This is a genomic window from Adhaeribacter aerolatus (assembly GCF_007991635.1).
In the GTDB taxonomy this organism is placed as follows: domain Bacteria; phylum Bacteroidota; class Bacteroidia; order Cytophagales; family Hymenobacteraceae; genus Adhaeribacter; species Adhaeribacter aerolatus.
In genome coordinates, this window is sequence record NZ_BJYS01000006.1 from 115,110 (window position 1) to 133,949 (window position 18,840).

Below are 18,840 nucleotides of genomic sequence, written 5' to 3' on the forward strand. Positions count from 1 at the left end.
AATCTTATTTCTATGATAAATAAAGTTTTAGCTTACGCCCAGCAGCATGCGCTTTTTACTTTGGAAGATAAAATTATAGCTACGGTGAGCGGCGGCATTGACTCGGTGGTGCTGTGCGATATTCTACATAAATTAAAAATCACTTTTTGCGTGGCCCACGCCAATTTTGGGCTGCGCGCCGAAGAATCCGATGCCGATGAATTATTTGTCAAAAAGCTGGCCAAAAAATACAACGTACCGTTTTACAGCGAACAATTTAATACCCAGGAATTCGCCCAACAGGAAAAAATATCGACCCAAATGGCCGCCCGCACCCTGCGGTATAGTTGGTTTGAACAACTCCGGCAGAAACTAAATTATAACTATGTAGCCACCGCCCACCACCAGAACGACGCCGCCGAAACCATATTGCTGAACCTAACCAAAGGCACCGGCATTGCCGGCCTGCACGGCATAGCAGTTAAAAAAGAATATTTAATTCGCCCCCTGCTCTGCCTGAGCAAAGACGATATTTACGAATATGTAACCGAAAACCAGCTTATCTGGCGCGAAGACAGCTCGAACGAAAGCACCAAATACCAGCGCAACCTAATCCGGCACGAGGTAATGCCGGTACTAAAAAAAATTAACCCCAGCTTAGAAACCACCATTAGCCAAACCGTTGAAAAAATTCAGGGCGCCGAACAAATTTACCTGGCGTATATTAATCAGGTTAGGCAGAACGCCTACCGCACCGAGGCCGGCGTAACTTACCTGGATTTAGAGCCGCTCCGGCAAGCCACTGCTTTGCCCGTAGTACTTTTTGAACTCCTCCGCGACTACAACTTTAATTACGATAATACCAAAGCGATTCTGGAAACTTTTGCAGGTATTTCGGGCAAAACTTTCGAATCTGCAACGCACGTGCTGGTAAAAGACCGCGACCAGTTGGTTATTACGCCCAAAGATTTACGGGTTTACGGTTCTTTTGAGATTAATGAAACTGACGAATATTTCGAGCAACCTAACCTGAAATTGCAAATCCGCCGAGCAGCAGCCGAAAATTACCAAATCCCCCGCGGCCGCCAAATCGCCGCCCTGGATTTAAACTTGCTCCAGTTCCCGTTGAAAATACGACCGTGGAAAGAAGGCGATTGGTTTGTGCCGCTGGGCATGAATGGCAAAAAGAAACTCAGCGACTTTTTTATCAACGAAAAAATACCGGTTAACTTAAAAAACAGAATTATGGTTTTAACTTCCGATAAATCCATCGTATGGATAATCGGCTACCGCCTGGACAACCGCTTTAAAGTAACCGATAAAACCGAACAAGTGCTGGAGTTGGAAATAAAGCCATAACATTAACGGAATAGATATTAGCAGTCAGATTTAATTTTTAATGCCGTGTCAGGTGTTATTCACCTGACACTTCTTTTTTCAAGTAAAAGGAATATTTTATTTCAAGTAAAAGAAATATTTTATTAGCCCAAGTAAGTAAGAAATGACACCTTACGGCAACGGATGCTCGCAATTTCTGAATAATACCGAAGCGCTCACTTCTTCTATATAAAAAGACTTTAACCCAATGTTCTGATATCGAAAGAGCAAACCCCGGCGGACATTTGAATCTGAATTCATCCTGCGCGGGAAAGATGGTGGATCTTCATCTCTTCCTGATTGAATTCAGAGATATCGGGCCGGTATAATAGTAAAAATACGCATTTTTTTGTATATTGAGATTTAACCCCTTACTGCTATGCAAGACCTATTTCAAAATCCGGCTGTCCTTTGGTTTATTGCAGGACTGGCGCTACTCCTGGCCGAGCTGGCCTTGCCCGGCCTGATAATTCTGTTCTTTGGCGTTGGTGCCTGGCTCACAGCTTTAGTTTACCTGTTTTTCGATATTGGTTTTAACACCCAGCTAGTCGTTTTTATGCTGAGCTCCGTTCTGGCCTTAGCCTTACTCCGGCGCTATCTCCTTAAAACCGATAATGCAACGGTTACTTTCCTGAACACAAACGAGTTAAACCAGGATTTTATCGGCCATACCTGCACGGTTAGCGAGCCAATTGCTCCGGGACCAGCGGGCGGGCGCGTTCAGTTCCGGGGCACGAACTGGAAAGCCCGCGCCGAAGTACCGGTAACGGCCGGTGAAACCGTCCGGATTATTGCCCAGGACAGCATTGTTTTAATTGTTGAACCGCTTACTTAACCTATACCACATGACTTCCACGATAATATTGATTGGCTTAGCCATATTTATTGTATTTCTTTTCTTATCGGCCCTGAAAGTAGTACCGCAACGCTCGGTTTTTATTGTAGAGCGGCTGGGTAAATACCACGCCAGCCTGGAACCGGGTTTCCATGTGCTTATTCCGTTTATCGATAAAATTGTTTACCGCCATACCCTGAAGGAACAGGCCATTGATGTGCCGCCCCAGAATTGTATTACCCGCGATAATATTGCCGTAGAGGTAGATGGCATTCTGTATCTGCAGGTGGTAGATCCAGCCAAATCTTCTTACGGCATCGATAATTACCGCTTTGCTGCTATCCAGATTGCCCAAACCACCATGCGTAGCGTGGTAGGTAAACTCGAACTGGACCGCACCTTTGAAGAACGCGAAACCATTAATGCCTCTATCGTAAACGCCGTTGATATTGCCAGCGAACCCTGGGGTGTAAAAGTTACCCGCTACGAAGTAAAAAATATTAATCCGCCGGCTACCATCCGCGATGCCATGGAAAAGCAAATGCGCGCCGAACGCGAAAAAAGGGCCATTATTGCCGAATCGGAGGGTGATAAGCAAGCCCGCATTAACCGTGCTGAAGGCGAAAAATCGCAGATGATTGCGGTATCGGAAGGGGAAAAGCAGCGCCGCATCAACGAAGCCGAAGGCCGCGCCGCCGAAATAGAACGCATTGCCTCGGCTACGGCCCAGGGTATCCGCGAAATTGCGATGGCTATTAACGCCGAAGGCGGTATGAACGCCGTAAACCTGCGGGTAGCCGAGCAATATTTAAACGAATTCGGCAAACTGGCCAAAACCAACAACACCATGATTATACCTACCGATTTAGCCGATATTTCGGGCGTGGTGGGCAGCATTACCTCTGTAATGAACCGCATGAAAGAAGAACCTGCTTTTACTCCAGGAAACGGCCTTCCCAAAGCCACTAGAAATACCGCCGGGTAAAATATTTTCTGGTTGGTTGCAAAAAAATTAAATTCAGGTAGTTCTATAAATCCAGAATTACCTGAATTTTGGTTTAAATATATAGTGCAGATAAGCCGAATAACTCCTTTTATCTGGTAGTTATGAGTAATGTAAGGCAGCGAAGTTAACTAGAACATGCAACTGAAATAAAGGATTTCGGGTCATACAATTAAAACCACGGCAACCTAAGCATCACTTATGCAGCAGAACTTACAAAGCAAGACAATAATACTACGATTTTCAAATTCAAGCCTGAAGGAAAGAATTAGGGTATATAAATTATTTAGCAAGTCAATATTTTATGGCTTGTTAATGTTTTTTGCGATAGTAGTTAGCAGTTGTGAAGAAGAGAATGCAAACCCAATAGATGGTTTGAAGGGCAAATGTTTAGAAGCTAAAGTCATTACCTCTTGGGGGTGTACTTCCGCTGTATTCGTACAACTACTTAATGCCAAGACAGGCACTAAGACTTTCTATGAGGGCAAAGATTACGAAAACGTTATCCTGTTGAGCAGTCTTCCGGATAATCTTGATTTAGGTGCTGACTACAGCAAGACGTTTTACTTTACAATAGATATGTCAAATAATTTTGAAAGTTGCACTAAATTCAACCCCTGTCAGATGATAGCAGTGCAGGAGCCATCCCCGGTAACTATTAAAGTTTGCGGAAGTAGCTTTTCAAATAATAGTTGCCCAAGTGCTGAGTAAAAATGCTTTTCCCCTAATTAAACAGAGCCAGCAGTAATCAAAAGCAACTTAAAAGTAATAGCACTATCCACAACCCAATATTTACCAAACCCTTGCTTTGCTGTGGGAATGGCAAATACCCATTCTTAAAAATAGCATTAAACTGATATAATTAAGTTAAGAATACAACCCATTAAACAAATATTTGACCAATTTGTATGGACACCTCTACAGAATATTCACTCAAATTGGCCAGTAAAACTATACAAAAAGCAACAACTGCCTTTATTATTTTATTCTGGATAGTATTATTTGGTGGCTTTTTTGTGTTGGATGTTCTAATAGGTGACTTTCCTTTACCCACTTACCTCGCCAAAACGGTCATCCAATTAATTGGGGTATTTCTGTTTGCCAGCATAGTTACGGCGGTGGCCTTTGCTTTTTACCGAAAACCAGGCAAGGTTATTTTAAATGAGCAAGGCATTCAACTGCCGCATTACCCTTTCATCTCCTGGGAAAGTATTCAATGGTACAGGATAGATCAGTTTTCTTCCAACAGCAACACCAAAAGAGTAGAGATAAAAGTAAACGGCGGTAAAGCGGTCATTTTAGCAGAAGAAAACGAACCATTGTTCCAACTTGCCGCGGATATTTCACAGCGGCTACGTATTCACAATCCAGCAGCTAAGGATTTCAGAGAATTAAAATCATCTAAAATAAAGGCCATTATTTTAATTCTAATATTTACAGCTATCCACCTAGCTATAATTATTCAAACTAATTTCGATAAAAAGTATATCATAATTTTCACACCGGTTTTGTTGGTTACCATCTGGGCTATTTTGCTGGACCACTTAAAAAAGCCAACCAACCAAAGCTAAGCCTTAACTTAATACCAGCGTTTACAGATTTTTTGAGTTAATTTAAAATAAACCCTGAACGCGGCACAAAGCTCTTAAAATGGCAGCAGCGCGGAACTCGAAATTACTTTAAATCTTTATTCCGATTTTGTTCTGAGAAATTTAATAGTGAAAAAGTGGCTTTTAAAAACAAAATAATTCATAACCTAAAAACTGGTCAGGAAATAAAATTCTTGCAAACCAAAAAAGATACCGGTGGCCAAATTTTAGAGATGGAAACCACTTATCATGCTTACTCCCTAGAACCGGCTGCTCATTATCATCCGCACCAGGCAGAGGAATTCCGGGTTTTAGCTGGCGAACTGACCGTGCGGATAGACGGAGAACTGAAATTATTAAAATCCGGCGATACGATCAACATTCCGCAGAACAAAGTACATGCTATGTGGAACCATACAAATAATAAGACCGTGGTTAACTGGAAAGTTATACCGGCCCTGAACACCGAATATTTTCTGGAAACTGTAACCGGTCTGGCCCAGGACGGTAAAACAAACAAGGCAGGAATGCCGAATATATTGCAGGTTGCTTTACTGGCGGCTAAATATGCCCCTGAATTCCGGTTGGCCAAACCACCTTATGCTGTTCAGAAAATTCTATTTGTGCTCTTAACCCCTTTGGCGTACTTGTTGGGTTACCGCCCTTTTTATAGAAAATACCTCGACTAAAAACCTTAACCAGCACACCATAGCCACCACCTTACCGGCAAAATATAAGCAACTAACCAATAGTATACATGTGGAGCCAGAAACCACATAAAACGGGGCGATACCGAAAAGCCAGACGAGTAGGAAAACCTTTAAATAATCTGTTATGCCAAAGTATGTAATAGAGCGGGAGATTCCCGGCGCCGGCAAACTTTCTGCCGAACAATTAAAAAGTATTTCAAAAACTTCCTGTGGGGTGCTCAGTAATATGGGCCCGCAAATTCAGTGGCAAGAAAGCTATGTTACCGGCGACAAGATTTATTGTATTTATATTGCCCCCAATGAAGAAATGGTACGGGAACATGCCCGGCAGGGCGGCTTTCCGGCAAATTCGGTAAGCGAAGTAGCTACCATAATTGACCCGACCACTGCAGAATAATTTTAACTTATAAGCGAACACCAATATTGACACCACATTTATACAAAAGATTTCGGTGCGATAAAATTTCGGCTATTTACCAAATGGCAGCATATTAAGGAGTTCCTTTAATGCAGCTAGTCATCCCGAAATTTTATCGCACCGGTATTTTTCTGACCACCATCAGCAACCTTATTTGCCCTTCGGCCACTTGCCTAAACGGCCATATAAAACCGTTTGAACCAATCTGCCTCCTAAATTTCTGCTATTTATTTTGTAAGTATCCCTAAAAAGGAGACAGTTTAAAAGTAGACAAAAAAAGTGTTTATATTTAAACTGAACAGATGAAAAAGAGCAGAATTAGTGAAACTCAGATAGTAAAAGCTATCCAGGAAAATGAAGCCGGTCGCAAGACAGCGGATATTTGCCGGGAGTTGGAAGTCAGCCGGGCCACGTTTTACAAATGGAAGAGCCGGTATGGGGGCCTGGAAGCCTCCGATGTAAAGCGGCTAAAAGAGTTAGAAGAAGAGAATAGCCGGCTAAAGAAGATGTATGCCGATTTGAGCCTGGACCATAACATCCTCAAGGAGGTCATCACAAAAAAGGGCTGGGGCTCTGGCAACAAAAGCAATTAACCGAAGAACTTATTTCGGACTATAGCCTACCGATTGCCAGGGCCTGCCGCTTAACCGGCCTGGCCCGCTCGCATTATTATTACCAGAGTTGCAAAGATGACACAGAAGTAATCACAGCGCTGCAGGAGTTGGCCGCTGCGCATCCGGTATATGGTTTTCGTAAGCTGCTGGCTTACCTGAAAAGAGCAGGAAAGTCGTGGAACCACAAGAAGGTGTACCGGGTCTATAAGCTTTTGAATCTAAACAAGAAGAAAAAGGGCAAGAGAAGGTTACCCGCACGGGTAAAGCAACCATTAGCCCAGCAAGCAACCCTTAACGACAGTTGGAGCATGGACTTTATGAGTGACGGTTTGGCATCGGGTAATAAATTCAGGACTTTGAATGTAATAGATGATTGTAACCGGGAGGCATTAGCCATTGAGATAGCCACCTCTATTACAGCCAAGAGAGTAACCAGAACCCTGGAACAGCTGATTGACTGGCGCGGCAAGCCAGCTGCTATACGGGTAGACAACGGAACCGAATTTACCAGTGCTGACTTTACCAGTTGGTGTAAAAAGGAAGATATCCAAATCCAATATACCCAGCCGGGAAAGCCCATGCAAAATGGCTTTATCGAACGCTTCAATGGCAGTTACCGCCGGGAGATATTAGATGCTTACCTATTCTTTGACCTGGAGGAAGTGCGAGAGTTAACTATCAAGTGGATGGAAGAATATAATACCCGCAGGCCTCATGAAGCGCTTGGTAATCTTACCCCGAGCAAATGGCCAGAAAAAAACAAAAGTGGAAATATGGAAAACTTGCCGCTGCCCAAGGAGCCCGCACCGCAAGTTTACCACATTCCCACTTCATAGTAGGGGTAGTAAGGTAGTTTAGAATAGTCTACTTTTAGAATGTCCTATTTATGGGGTACTTACAATTTTCATAATGGCTAAAAATATAATTTTAATCATCAAGCGCTAAATCCCTCTCTTTCCTGCAAATGTCTATAAGACTACTACAGCATGGGTAATGCTGCTTGGTTCAATGGTTGAAGTAGGCAGGTATTTATCAAAAAAATTAATTTAAAAAGCATTAGCGCTCTTAAGCCAATAGCAAAATATTCCTCAGAAAAATAACAGCCAACCTTCTTTTCTTCGGAAATTCTCGGAAATTTGCGCTGCCCTAAAAATATCCGCTGCAAAAATAATTTATGCAGAATAGGGTTTGGCGCTGAAAAGTCGAATTTTCGCAGGATGAACCTATGACTATAAATCCACCCGAGTTAAGAACGGTGCAGGTAACGCGGTACGTAACACCGCTGCGCGAAGGCGGCTCCTTACCAGCCATTGTAGAAGCCGACGATGATTTTCTGTACGCCTTAAAGTTCCGGGGAGCCGGCCAGGGCGAAAAAGCCCTGATTGCCGAGTTAATCGCCGGCGAAATTGCCCGGGCTTTGGGCTTGCGGGTACCCGAAATAGTATTTGCCCACCTCGACGAAGCTTTTGGCCGCACAGAGCCCGACGAAGAAATTCAAGATTTGCTCCGGGCCAGCGAAGGCCTGAACTTAGCCGTGCATTATCTTTCGGGCGCCATCACCTTCGATTCTTTGGTAAACGCCGTAGATGCCCGGCTGGCCTCCCAAATTGTCTGGCTCGATTGCCTGATAACGAACGTAGACCGCACGCCCCGTAATACCAACATGCTCATGTGGCACAAAGAATTGTGGCTGATCGATCACGGCGCGGCTTTTTATTTTCATCATTCCTGGCCTAACCTGGAAGAACAAGCCCGGCGGCCATTTGCCCAAATAAAAGACCATGTGCTGCTTCCGCAAGCCGCTGAACTCGAAACTGTGGATGCGGAATTCCGGAACATTTTAAGCCCCGAACGCATCCAGGCTATTGTTTCAGTTATTCCGGACGAGTGGCTAACTGGCGAATCGCCGTTTGACACGGCAGCAGCGTACCGGCAGGCCTACGTTCAGTTTTTAATTAATCGGGTAGCTACATCCGAAATATTTGTTAAAGCCGCGCAACATGCCAGAAAAGCACTTGTTTGAGTATGCCGTCATCCGGGTGGTGCCCTGTGTAGAACGCGAAGAATTCATAAACGTGGGCGTAATTCTTTATTGCGCTTCGCAAGGGTTTTTAAAAACCATCTACCATTTGCCCGAAGAACGGTTGCGGGCCCTCAACCCGGATTTAGATATAACAGAGTTGCAGGAACGGCTCCGGGCTTTTGAGCGCATTTGCGCCGGGTGGTCGCAGGGTGGAGCCATTGGGCAATTGCCGGTCGCCTCCCGTTTCCGCTGGCTTACGGCTACCCGCAGCACGGTGGTGCAAACGTCGGCGGTGCATCCAGGCCTGTGTACCGACCCAAACGAAACCCTGCAAAAACTTTATACCAAGCTAGTCTTGTAAATACTTCAGGCAACTAACCGTTCTTGTAAATAAAACCACCCCAACAACTTACCCGGATGAGAAGAATATTATTAGCCTGCCTCTTTATTTTATCTGTTTCAACAGGCTGGGCACAGTCGGGGGTGGTACCGGTTTTTACGGCGGGTACCGAAGGGCACCAATCATACCGCATTCCGGCTATTATTAGCTTACCCAACGGCCACTTACTGGCTTTTGCCGAGGGCCGGGTACACGGTGCCGGCGATTTTGGCGACATAAATATTGTATTAAAGCGCAGCACCGATAAAGGCAAAAGCTGGAGCAACCTGCAAACAGTAGCAGATTACCAGAACTTACAGGCCGGCAACCCGGCTCCGGTGCTGGACCTCACCGACCCCACTTACCCCAAAGGCCGGATTTTTTTATTTTACAACACCGGCGATAATCACGAAAACGAAGTCCGAAAAGGTAATGGCCTGCGTGAAGTGTGGTACAAGACCTCAACCGATGGCGGTCTTACCTGGTCGGAACCCATAAATATTACTACTCAGGTACACCGTCCGAATCAGCCTCAGGTAAACACTGCTTATACTTCCTCCGAAGACTGGCGCAGCTACGCCAACACCCCGGGCCACGCCATGCAATTTACCACGGGTGCTTACAAGGGCCGTATTTTTGTAGCTGCCAATCATTCGGCCGGCAATCCGCAGCCGCAGTTTCAGGATTACCAAGCGCATGGCTTCTACACCGACGACCACGGAAAAACCTTTAAATTAAGCACAACAGTACAAGTGCCGGGCTCCAACGAGTCTATTGCCACTGAACTCTCGGGCGGTAAACTCATGATGAACTCGCGCAACCAAAAAGGCGATATTCGGGCCCGGATTATATCGGTGAGCCGCGACGGCGGCGCCACTTGGGATAGCACCTGGTTCGACCACACCTTAATCGACCCGGTTAACCAAGGGAGTTTGCTCACGGTGGGTAAGAAAAAAGGTAAAAATATTATCGCTTTCAGCAATGCTGCCGACGTTAAATTACGCGATAACCTGACCCTGCGCATCAGCTACGACGAGGGCAAAACCTGGCCCAAGAGCATTTTAATAGATAAAAGCACTTCGCCTAATCAGCGCGATTATACTGCTTACTCCGATTTGGTAAATATTTCAAAAAAGGAAATTGGCGTGCTGTACGAGCGGGATAAATACCAGCAAATTGTTTTTAAAATCATGAAGTGGCAGCAAAAATAGTATCAGGATTAATATTTCTTCCCCATAAATGCCTGGGCTAAGCTTGAACGGATTTAGAAATATTTATCCTTTTTCAGGAAAGTGGAAATCCAGGCAAAATAAAAGCTGCCAGAACAATTATGAAGAAACTTTTTCGTGAAAGAAAAGAGTTAGGGCTTCAGGCACACTTTTTGAATTAACCAATACTACTCCTTACCCAGTACCCATGAAAAATTTTTTCTTTACTGTTACAATTCTTTTCCTGATGGGCAGCAGCGCCATCGCCCAAAAAGTAAGTTTAGTTAATCCCTCTTTAGATAAGGCCAATAAATATTACGATGCCGGCCTTTACAAAGAAGCCATTGCGGAATATTCAAAAACGATTTACATAGAGCCGTCCTTTTTGCAGGCTTATAATAATCGGGGGCTTGCCAAATTAGAGCTAAATGACTTTACCGGTGCCTTGGCCGATTTTAACAAAGTAATTAGTAAAGAGCCGAAAAACGCCGAAGCTTACCGCAATCGTGCCACCTTAAAAATTCGCAAGCAGGATTATGCCGGTGCCCTGACCGACTACGACAAAGCCGTGGCTTTGGGAGCCGACGATGCCGATGCTTATTTTAATCGCGGAATAGCCAAGGTATTTATGAATAAATCAAAAGACGCGCTGGCAGATTTTGACAAGAGCATTAGCCTGAAACCCGATGCCGTGGATTCTTACGTGGAGCGGGGTTTTGCCCGCATGAATGTGGGTGAAAATTCCGGTGCCTTAGCCGATTTTAACCAGGCTATAAAGCTAAATCCGAAATTAGCTACTGCCTTGTACGGCCGTGGCTACAGCCAATTAATGCTTAATAATAAAACCGCCGCCTGCACCGATTTACAGAAGGCAGCCCAGATGGGTTCCAAAGAAGCCCGGGATTTAATGGCTAAATCTTGCAAATAAGCTGGTAACCTGTTAAAGTTTGGTTAATATTTAATCCTCATAATTATTTCCCGAAGCCCCGATAGAACCGGGGCTTTTTTTATAACTATTTTTCTATCATGGGAAAACACGAGGTACCTTAACGCAGAATAGCTAATTCTGAACTTTTATAGCAAACGGGTTAATTACAGAAGCTGGCTCCCGATAATCTGTTAACTTCGGTCTTTCTTAAAGGCAGTTTTGCATAAGAGAAAGAATATTTAATATATTTAATCGCTCAAATCATCCGTCACTACAAATAATTAATATGGTCTATTCTTCTAATCTTAAGTTAGCCACCGCCGCTTTAATAGCCGGTTTATTTTCTTTAGGCCAGGCCTATGCTCAGAACCAGCCAGGCGCCGTGCCAAAGCCACCCAAAATGGTACCCGAAATGACCGAGTTCTGGGAACCTGAAGTGAAAACAATTACCCCGGGCACCGGCACTGCTGCTCCGTCTGATGCCGTTATTTTATTCGATGGCAAAGATCTTTCGCAATGGAAAGGCAAAGACGGGGGTGCCGCCAAGTGGCAGGTAAAAGACGGTGCGATGATCGTAACCAAAGGCACCGGCGCTATTACCACCAAGCAAAACTTCGAAGATTTTCAACTGCACGTGGAGTGGTCGGCACCCACCGAAGTAGTAGGAAACAGCCAGGGCCGTGGTAACAGCGGCATCTTTTTACAGGACCGCTACGAAGTACAGGTGCTGGATAATTATAACAACCGCACCTATGCCAACGGCCAGGCCGGCAGCATTTACAAACAAACGCCGCCGCTGGTAAATGCCATGCGCAAACCCGGCGAGTGGAATACCTACGATATTTTATACACGGCTCCCCGCTTTAAAGAAAATGGCACGTTGATAATGCCGGCCCGCGTAACCATAATTCATAACGGCGTAGTGGTACAGAATAACACCGAAATAAAAGGTGCCACAGAATATATTGGTTTACCTTCTTATAAAGCGCACGGCAAAGCCCCCATCCAATTGCAGGACCACGGAAATCCGGTACGTTTTCGCAATATTTGGCTGCGCGAATTATAATAATATTAGATAACCTATTTAGCATTATATAAACCGGCTGAAACCGCTGCCCTGGCGGCGTGTTTTCATCCGGTTCTGCTCGAAACAGAAATACCAACCAAATTCTAAATTGAAATCTAAACTTGGCTTTCTGAAAAACAGAGGTCCGGCATTGCATTAACCTAAAGGTATTATGGCATTATTTAGTTTGGCCGGAAAAACGGCAGTTATTACCGGGGGCGGCAGCGGCATTGGTCGCAGTATTTCCAAGCTTTTTGCCCGCCAGGGCGCCCGGGTTTTTATTCTGGAACTTAACTCAGACGCGGCGGCCCAAACCCTGCAGGAAATTACCGAAGAAGGCGGACAGGCCAGTTCTTTTGCCTGCAACGTAAGCAGCCAGGAAGAAGTAACCACTGTTTTTGATAATATCAGGCAGCAGAGCGGCCGCATCGATATTGTAATAAATAATGCCGGTATTGCCCACGTAGGTAATATAGAACAAACTTCAGAAGCCGACCTGGACCGCATTTACCAGGTAAACGTGAAAGGAGTTTACAACGGCATGTTTGCGGCTGTAAAGCACATGCAGGAAACCGGTGGCGGCGTAATTTTAAACCTGGCCTCAGTGGCTTCGGTCATTGGCATTCCGGATCGCTTTGCTTACTCGATGAGTAAAGGTGCCGTATTGACCATGACCTACTCCGTCGCCCGCGATTATATCAAAAATAACATCCGGTGTAACTGTTTGGCGCCCGGTCGGGTGCATACACCTTTTGTAGATGGCTTCCTGAAAAAAAATTACCCCGGCCGAGAGCAGGAAATGTTTGATAAATTATCTAAAACGCAGCCCATTGGGCGCATGGGTACCCCCGACGAAGTGGCGGCTCTGGCCCTCTACCTCTGCTCCGATGAAGCGGCCTTTATTACCGGCACCAACTACCCCATAGACGGCGGCTTTATTACCCTGAATACTTAATTTATTCAACCCGGTTTAGTTTAATCCGGTTTCACTGATTTTCTATTTTAAAACTTAAAAAACAGAGATAAAAACAGAACAAGCAAGGCTCTTAATTCCTGATACCTGCTACTAGATACTTGCTACTTATTACCTGATACCAATTACTTAAAACTTATATAAATGAAATTAATTCGTTTTGGTCAGCCTGGCCGTGAAAAACCAGGTTTGTTATTGTCCGACGGCCGCCGCCTGGATGCGAGCGCTTTTGGCGAAGATTATACCGAAGAGTTCTTCCAAAATAATGGACTGGCCCGGTTGGCCGCCTGGCTGGAACAAAACCAGGCATCTGCTCCTCTGGTTTCAGCCGAAGAGCGTTTGGGGCCACCTATTGCCCGGCCGGGTAAAATAATTTGCATTGGCCTGAACTACTCCGATCACGCCGCCGAAAGCAATATGGCTCTGCCTTCTGAACCGATTGTTTTCTTTAAAGCTACCTCTTCGCTGGTTGGCTCGAACGATGATTTAGTTATTCCGAAGAATAGTGAAAAAACCGACTGGGAAGTAGAATTGGCGGTAATCATTGGCAAAAAAGCTTCTTATGTTTCGGAAGAAGAAGCGCTGGACTACGTAGCTGGCTACGCTTTGCACAACGACTACAGCGAGCGGGCCTTTCAGTTAGAGCGCGGTGGCCAGTGGGTAAAAGGTAAAAGCTGCGATACTTTTGCGCCGCTCGGCCCGTTTATAGCTACCCCCGACGAGTTAAGCGATGTAAATAATTTACGTTTGTGGTTGAAAGTAAACGGCGAAACCAAGCAGGACGGCAATTCCGCAAACCTTATTTTTAAAGTTCCTTTTATTATCAGCTACCTGAGCCAGTTTATGTCGTTGCTGCCCGGCGATATTATTTCCACGGGTACCCCGGCCGGTGTGGGTTTAGGCATTAAGCCACCGCAATATTTAAAACCCGGCGATGTGGTAGAGTTAGGAATAGACGGTTTAGGCGAGTCGCGGCAGGTGGCAAAAGCTTACAGCCCAGCTTAAATATTCTAAAACCAGCTTCTTATTTCTGTTCAGGATAAAAGAAGCTGGTTTTGATTTTACATTAAGATAAACACTTTTTACTCTTTCGGAAATTCGCGGAAAAGCTTCGGATATTTCCTGCTACACCTGAGTAGAAGATTCTGTAACTTTTATCCATCTCTGGTTTTTATCTCAACTGTTATGACCGAAATCTATAAACTGTCCTTGTTCTTCCGCGTAATGATGTGGACAGTACTGGCTTATGGTCTAGAATACTACAAAAATAGGAGCCATTACAATTAAGATTTAAAGGAGGCGTTTGGGACACATGCGGATGAAACTTTTTGTCTTAAATATATTTAATCTTCTCTGGATTTCGGCCTGGCTGTTGCCCCTGCCGGTACAAGCCCAGAAACCAGGCAAAACCGAAATAAAAAGAGTAAATGCCACCCCTGGTCCCCGTCCCGACCGCATTATTTTAACCTGGCAAACCGACCCGACCACATCGCAGACCGTTACCTGGCGCACCGATAATTCGGTTACAACACCTAAAGCTGAAATTGCATTGGCCGATGCTTCGGCAAATTTTGCTAATTACGCCAAGGCTTTGCCAGCCCAGACCGAACCACTCAAAACCCAAAGCGGCGAAGCACTTTATCATTCGGTAAACTTTAGTAGTTTATCTCCCAATACGCTTTATGCCTACCGGGTAGGCGATGGTACTTACTGGAGCGAGTGGTTTCAGTTCCGGACCGCCAGCCAAGAACCCGAACCATTTTCCTTTATTTATTTCGGCGATGTGCAAAATCAGGTACTCTCCCAATGGTCCAGGGTAATTCGGGCGGCTTACGCCGAAATGCCCAAGGCTAAATTTATGCTGTATGTCGGCGACCTGATAAACCACCCCGAAGATGATACCGAATGGCAGGAGTGGTTTACAGCCGGCTCTTTTATTCATGCTACTATACCCAGTATTTTGGTGGCCGGCAACCACGAGTATACCCGCAACGCGGTTTACCTGCCGCGCATTACCCGTCATTGGGCAGCGCAGTTTAACCTGCCAGACAATGGGATTAAATCGGAGCCCGATCTGGTATATTACACCGACTACCAGGATTTGCGCATTATTAGCCTGAACTCGTATTGGAAGGTACCGGCCCAGGCCAAGTGGCTGGAGGAAATATTAAAGAACAATCCGAAAAAATGGACGGTAGTAACTTGTCATTATCCGGTGCAGTCTACCGCCATTGGCCGCGAAAACGAAAATTTGTTAAAGCACTGGCAGCCCATTCTGGATAAGTACAAAGTAGATTTGGTGTTGCAAGGCCACGACCACACCTATGCCCGCGGCACCAGTTCTTCAGCCAAAGAAAATAAAGAAGAATTTAAGACAGCGCCGGTTTACGTAGTATCTATCAGCGGGCCCAAAATGTATACTTTAGGTAACAAAGAATGGATAGGCCGCGGCGCCGAAAACACCCAGCTTTACCAAATTATTACGATTGAACAGGATAAGTTAATTTATAAATCAATTACCACTACTGGCGAGTTATACGATGCCTTTGAACTGCATAAGCAACAAGGCGAAGCCGCCCGCGTTACCGAACTCAAAACAACCAATAAAGCCGAGCGGCGGTTTACCAATACCCTAAAAGCCCCAACCAAATAAATTATGCAGATAGACGCGCACCAGCATTTCTGGCAATATTCCCCTACCGCTTACGATTGGATTGATAACACCATGAAGCCTTTGCAGCAGGATTATTTGCCGGAACAGCTGGCTCCTCTGTTAGAACAAAATAACTTTTCTGGCTCCGTGGCGGTGCAAGCTTTGCAAACCGAAGCCGAAACCGAGTTTTTGCTGAACCTGGCTGCTGAACATGATTTTATTAAAGGCGTAGTAGGCTGGACCGATTTGCAGGCCGCAAACGTGGAAACTAAACTCGCCAAATTAGCCCAAAACCCTAAGCTTAAAGGCTTACGCCACGTTGTGCAAGCCGAACCCGACGACCAGTTTTTATTACGGCCGGAATTTCTGCGCGGTATTAGCTTGCTGCAAAAATTCAACCTCACTTACGATATTCTCATCTACCCTAAGCACTTGCCGGTAGCCACCGAATTTGTAGCTAAATTTCCGAACCAACCTTTTGTGCTCGACCATATTGCCAAGCCATTTATTAAAGACCAAATATTACTGCCCTGGGCCCAGCATATCCGGGAACTGGCGCAGCACCCGCACGTGTACTGCAAACTCTCGGGCATGGTAACCGAAGCCGATTGGCATAATTGGCAACCATCCGATTTTAAACCTTACCTGGATGTAGTTACAGAAGCTTTCGGTCCCGAACGCTTGATACATGGCTCGGACTGGCCCGTTTGTACCCTGGCCGGCACTTACACCGAAGTCATGAACCTGGTAAGGGAATATTTAAACCAATTTTCCAAAACAGACCAGGAGAAAATATTGGGCGGCAACGCTATTCGGTTTTATAATTTAGCTGTTTAAGACTTTTACCGTTTTGATTAATCCAAAACAAACGAAAATTCGTCGTAATTAGCGGTGCGCCAGGCAAATTGCTGGGTAGTGGGCGAAATCGCGAAGAAAGGCGAGAAGGTTCTTACTTTTACGGTTTTACCATCGGGCAAGAACTCCAGGATGCGCAGCCAGCCATCACCGCCGTTGCCGTACCAGCCACCGCCCAGCGCCTGCGCATTAAATACCATTTGCTGTACTTTTTTGCCGCCCGCATTGGTGTCGGTCCGGAAGGCCACGTGCTCTTTGGGTTTATCCGGTGCGCCAATGTGGCCAGCAAATACCAACTGAATATTTTTTGATGGCTGCACTAATTTCTGATAGATTCCTGCCCCGTAATTTCCTTCGGCAATCGGGTAATTTTCTTTTATCATATGCTCATTTTTGGAGTTCATATAGGAGTGGGTCAGCACCACTACTTTATGCTGTTTATATTTATCCTGATTGATAACGCCTTTGGCCCAGGCCAAAGTAGTATCGCGTGGCGCAAATTCCAGCGTGAGGAACAAGAATTTCTGACCATGCGGGGAAGTAAATTCGAAAGCGGCATTCTCTAAAGTTGGTATCTTCTCGGCGTTTTGCGCTACTTCGCGCACCAGTTTCTGCGTCTGAAAATTCTTATCGACCGGAAAATATTTATTAAAGTTAGTGTTGCGGGAGCTGATATTGGAGTAGCCGTAATCGTGGTTACCAGCGGCGGTAATAAAAGGCACAATGCCATCTAGTTTACTGAACGAACGCGCTACTGATTCCCATTGCAATTTACTCGGTTGGTTGGCCTTTTCTCCATCCGGGTTAATCATCTCGTTTTGTTCAACCAAATCGCCGGTACAAAGCACCATTTTAATATTCAGCGACTCTACATTTTCTTTAATCCAGGTAGTCATTAATTCCAGTATCGGCTGGTTCCGTTCAAACTTTACGTAGGTTTGCGGGTCCGGCACCAAAATCATCGACCAGGATTTGGCATCACTTAAAGCGGGTGCAACATATTTCTTTTGGGCAAATACCTGCCCGGTTAAAAGAAGCGCAATTAACAGGTTCAAAAGAATTTTTGATTTCATTATGCTCTTAGGTTGAATAAAAACGGTCTAAAATATTTATACTAACCTCTTCAGGTTCTCAGGCGGGCGGCGTAGCAAGACCCAGCGCGAAAAAGCGCCACCTTAATTTAATATTTTTTACTCCTCGGCCTTTTTCTTAGCGTTTTGCTTGGCTCCCACCTGGCTTTTGAAAATACTTAAGCTGTGGACTTTTTTTCGGAATTAAATCCTGAATGGCAGCGGCGGCCTCAATGGGTAAATCCGATTCCAATACATCGGCACCGGCCTGGAAGGTTTCGCGGTAAGCTTTGCGGCGCTCGGCCGGGTCGGGTAATTTATCATAGGTAGGAGCCGCCGAAATCATACACTTTACGCCTCGGGCATGCAATAAATCGTAGAGTTCTTTGTTTTCCGGTTTATTCGTGGGGCCCACGTAAGCCATAATCTGCGACCAGGGCACGCCGGATTTTTCAAAATCTTCAAACTCCTGTTTCGTCCGGACAAATGCCGAAAACATGCGGTTTTTGTTTTGGTTGTAGTAATATTTGGCTTGCTGCGCGTTGTGCACCGTTAGCATCACATAGGTATCGGCCTGGTGCTCTTTTAGCTTTTTGGCAGTCATGAATAGCGGCACATCTTTTTTATCGAGGTTGATAATGGTTTTGCCTTTGCTCCATTTAATCACCTCGTCTAAAGTAGGAATCCGGTGCTCGGTAATATTGCCTTCCGAATCTTTTAATTTCAACTTTTGCAATTCGGCCCAGGTATAATCTGATACTTTTCCTTTGCCGGTAGTTGTTCGGTCTAAGGTAGCATCGTGCATCAGCACAATAACGCTGTCTTTGGTCAGCCGTGGGTCTATCTCGAAAAAAGCCGGCGTATGGCGCAGGGTATTCTCGAAAGTAGCAATGCAGTTTTCCGGATAGCCTTTGGTCATGCCGCCCCGGTGCCCGCTAATTAAAGGCACATCCTGCCCGGTGTACTTAAAAAAGGCATGTAAATCGGCTGGCGATTTTAAGTTTAGGGTATGGAGGTCTTTGCCTTTTTGAGCCCACAACTGGCCCGCCGAACTACTAAGAATAGCTACCAATGCCAACACCCGGAAATTACGAAAGGCTTTGGTTGGAGTAAACTGTTTAAAATATTTAATCATATTAGCTGGTAATAAATATTAGGTA

The 18,840-nt window shown here is 45.2% G+C and carries 19 protein-coding genes; 17 read left to right on the top strand and 2 right to left on the bottom strand.

Translation table 11 applies throughout. From position 1 onward, the window contains the following. Positions 1 to 12 precede the first annotated feature (12 nt). The 17 genes from tilS (at position 13) to AAE02nite_RS06165 (ending at position 16,592) form a co-directional block, all read left to right on the top strand. The gene (gene tilS, locus AAE02nite_RS06085) at positions 13 to 1,338 is read left to right on the top strand and encodes a tRNA lysidine(34) synthetase TilS (protein ID WP_146895982.1); all 1,326 of its coding nucleotides are present in this window, start codon (positions 13 to 15) and stop codon (positions 1,336 to 1,338) included. Between the two features lie 397 nt (positions 1,339 to 1,735). Beyond that, a complete protein-coding gene (locus tag AAE02nite_RS06090; RefSeq protein ID WP_146895984.1) occupies positions 1,736 to 2,191 on the top strand; it encodes an NfeD family protein in 456 nt (151 codons plus the stop codon). Between the two features lie 10 nt (positions 2,192 to 2,201). After that, a complete protein-coding gene (locus tag AAE02nite_RS06095; RefSeq protein ID WP_146895986.1) occupies positions 2,202 to 3,176 on the top strand; it encodes an SPFH domain-containing protein in 975 nt (324 codons plus the stop codon). Between the two features lie 219 nt (positions 3,177 to 3,395). Next, the gene (locus AAE02nite_RS06100) at positions 3,396 to 3,905 is read left to right on the top strand and encodes a hypothetical protein (RefSeq protein ID WP_146895988.1); all 510 of its coding nucleotides are present in this window, start codon (positions 3,396 to 3,398) and stop codon (positions 3,903 to 3,905) included. A 197-nt stretch (positions 3,906 to 4,102) separates the two neighbouring features. Further along, positions 4,103 to 4,765, top strand: a complete 663-nt coding sequence (locus AAE02nite_RS06105) for a hypothetical protein (protein ID WP_146895990.1) — start codon at positions 4,103 to 4,105, stop codon at positions 4,763 to 4,765. A 155-nt stretch (positions 4,766 to 4,920) separates the two neighbouring features. Continuing rightward, a complete protein-coding gene (locus AAE02nite_RS06110; protein ID WP_146895992.1) occupies positions 4,921 to 5,472 on the top strand; it encodes a cupin domain-containing protein in 552 nt (183 codons plus the stop codon). A gap of 145 nt (positions 5,473 to 5,617) precedes the next feature. Beyond that, positions 5,618 to 5,890: a DUF4242 domain-containing protein gene (locus AAE02nite_RS06115; RefSeq protein WP_146895994.1), complete on the top strand. Its 273-nt coding sequence runs from the start codon at positions 5,618 to 5,620 to the stop codon at positions 5,888 to 5,890. 323 nt (positions 5,891 to 6,213) lie between these two features. Continuing rightward, positions 6,214 to 7,361, top strand: a protein-coding gene (locus tag AAE02nite_RS06120; protein WP_146895996.1) for an IS3 family transposase whose coding sequence is annotated in 2 segments (ribosomal slippage) — positions 6,214 to 6,490 and positions 6,490 to 7,361 — 1,149 coding nt in all. Because the reading frame shifts where the segments join, the coding sequence is not laid out codon by codon here. A gap of 389 nt (positions 7,362 to 7,750) precedes the next feature. Next, positions 7,751 to 8,548 (top strand): HipA family kinase, encoded by a 798-nt coding sequence (locus AAE02nite_RS06125; protein ID WP_146895998.1) that lies wholly within the window; start codon positions 7,751 to 7,753, stop codon positions 8,546 to 8,548. Then, positions 8,526 to 8,909 (top strand): DUF3037 domain-containing protein, encoded by a 384-nt coding sequence (locus AAE02nite_RS06130; protein WP_146896000.1) that lies wholly within the window; start codon positions 8,526 to 8,528, stop codon positions 8,907 to 8,909. The genes AAE02nite_RS06125 and AAE02nite_RS06130 overlap by 23 nt, the downstream gene beginning before the upstream one ends. A gap of 56 nt (positions 8,910 to 8,965) precedes the next feature. Beyond that, positions 8,966 to 10,138, top strand: a complete 1,173-nt coding sequence (locus AAE02nite_RS06135; protein ID WP_146896002.1) for a sialidase family protein — start codon at positions 8,966 to 8,968, stop codon at positions 10,136 to 10,138. A 205-nt stretch (positions 10,139 to 10,343) separates the two neighbouring features. Continuing rightward, positions 10,344 to 11,063, top strand: a complete 720-nt coding sequence (locus AAE02nite_RS06140; RefSeq protein WP_146896004.1) for a tetratricopeptide repeat protein — start codon at positions 10,344 to 10,346, stop codon at positions 11,061 to 11,063. A 286-nt stretch (positions 11,064 to 11,349) separates the two neighbouring features. Then, positions 11,350 to 12,129: a 3-keto-disaccharide hydrolase gene (locus AAE02nite_RS06145; protein WP_146896006.1), complete on the top strand. Its 780-nt coding sequence runs from the start codon at positions 11,350 to 11,352 to the stop codon at positions 12,127 to 12,129. Positions 12,130 to 12,301: 172 nt separating this feature from the next. Further along, complete coding sequence (locus tag AAE02nite_RS06150) at positions 12,302 to 13,084, top strand: SDR family NAD(P)-dependent oxidoreductase (protein ID WP_146896010.1); 783 nt, start codon at positions 12,302 to 12,304, stop codon at positions 13,082 to 13,084. Positions 13,085 to 13,246: 162 nt separating this feature from the next. Then, complete coding sequence (locus AAE02nite_RS06155; protein ID WP_146896012.1) at positions 13,247 to 14,107, top strand: fumarylacetoacetate hydrolase family protein; 861 nt, start codon at positions 13,247 to 13,249, stop codon at positions 14,105 to 14,107. Between the two features lie 313 nt (positions 14,108 to 14,420). Continuing rightward, entirely contained in the window at positions 14,421 to 15,755 is a 1,335-nt protein-coding gene (locus tag AAE02nite_RS06160; RefSeq protein WP_170252530.1) for a purple acid phosphatase family protein, read from the top strand. Between the two features lie 3 nt (positions 15,756 to 15,758). Further along, a complete protein-coding gene (locus AAE02nite_RS06165) occupies positions 15,759 to 16,592 on the top strand; it encodes an amidohydrolase family protein (protein ID WP_146896016.1) in 834 nt (277 codons plus the stop codon). 17 nt (positions 16,593 to 16,609) lie between these two features. On the opposite strand, the gene AAE02nite_RS06170 is transcribed toward AAE02nite_RS06165, so the two are convergent. Both AAE02nite_RS06170 and AAE02nite_RS06175 read right to left on the bottom strand, forming a co-directional pair. Then, the gene (locus AAE02nite_RS06170) at positions 16,610 to 17,683 is read right to left on the bottom strand and encodes a metallophosphoesterase (protein ID WP_146896018.1); all 1,074 of its coding nucleotides are present in this window, start codon (positions 17,681 to 17,683) and stop codon (positions 16,610 to 16,612) included. 136 nt (positions 17,684 to 17,819) lie between these two features. Next, a complete protein-coding gene (locus AAE02nite_RS06175) occupies positions 17,820 to 18,815 on the bottom strand; it encodes a glycerophosphodiester phosphodiesterase family protein (RefSeq protein ID WP_146896020.1) in 996 nt (331 codons plus the stop codon). Between the last annotated feature and the right edge of the window lie 25 nt (positions 18,816 to 18,840).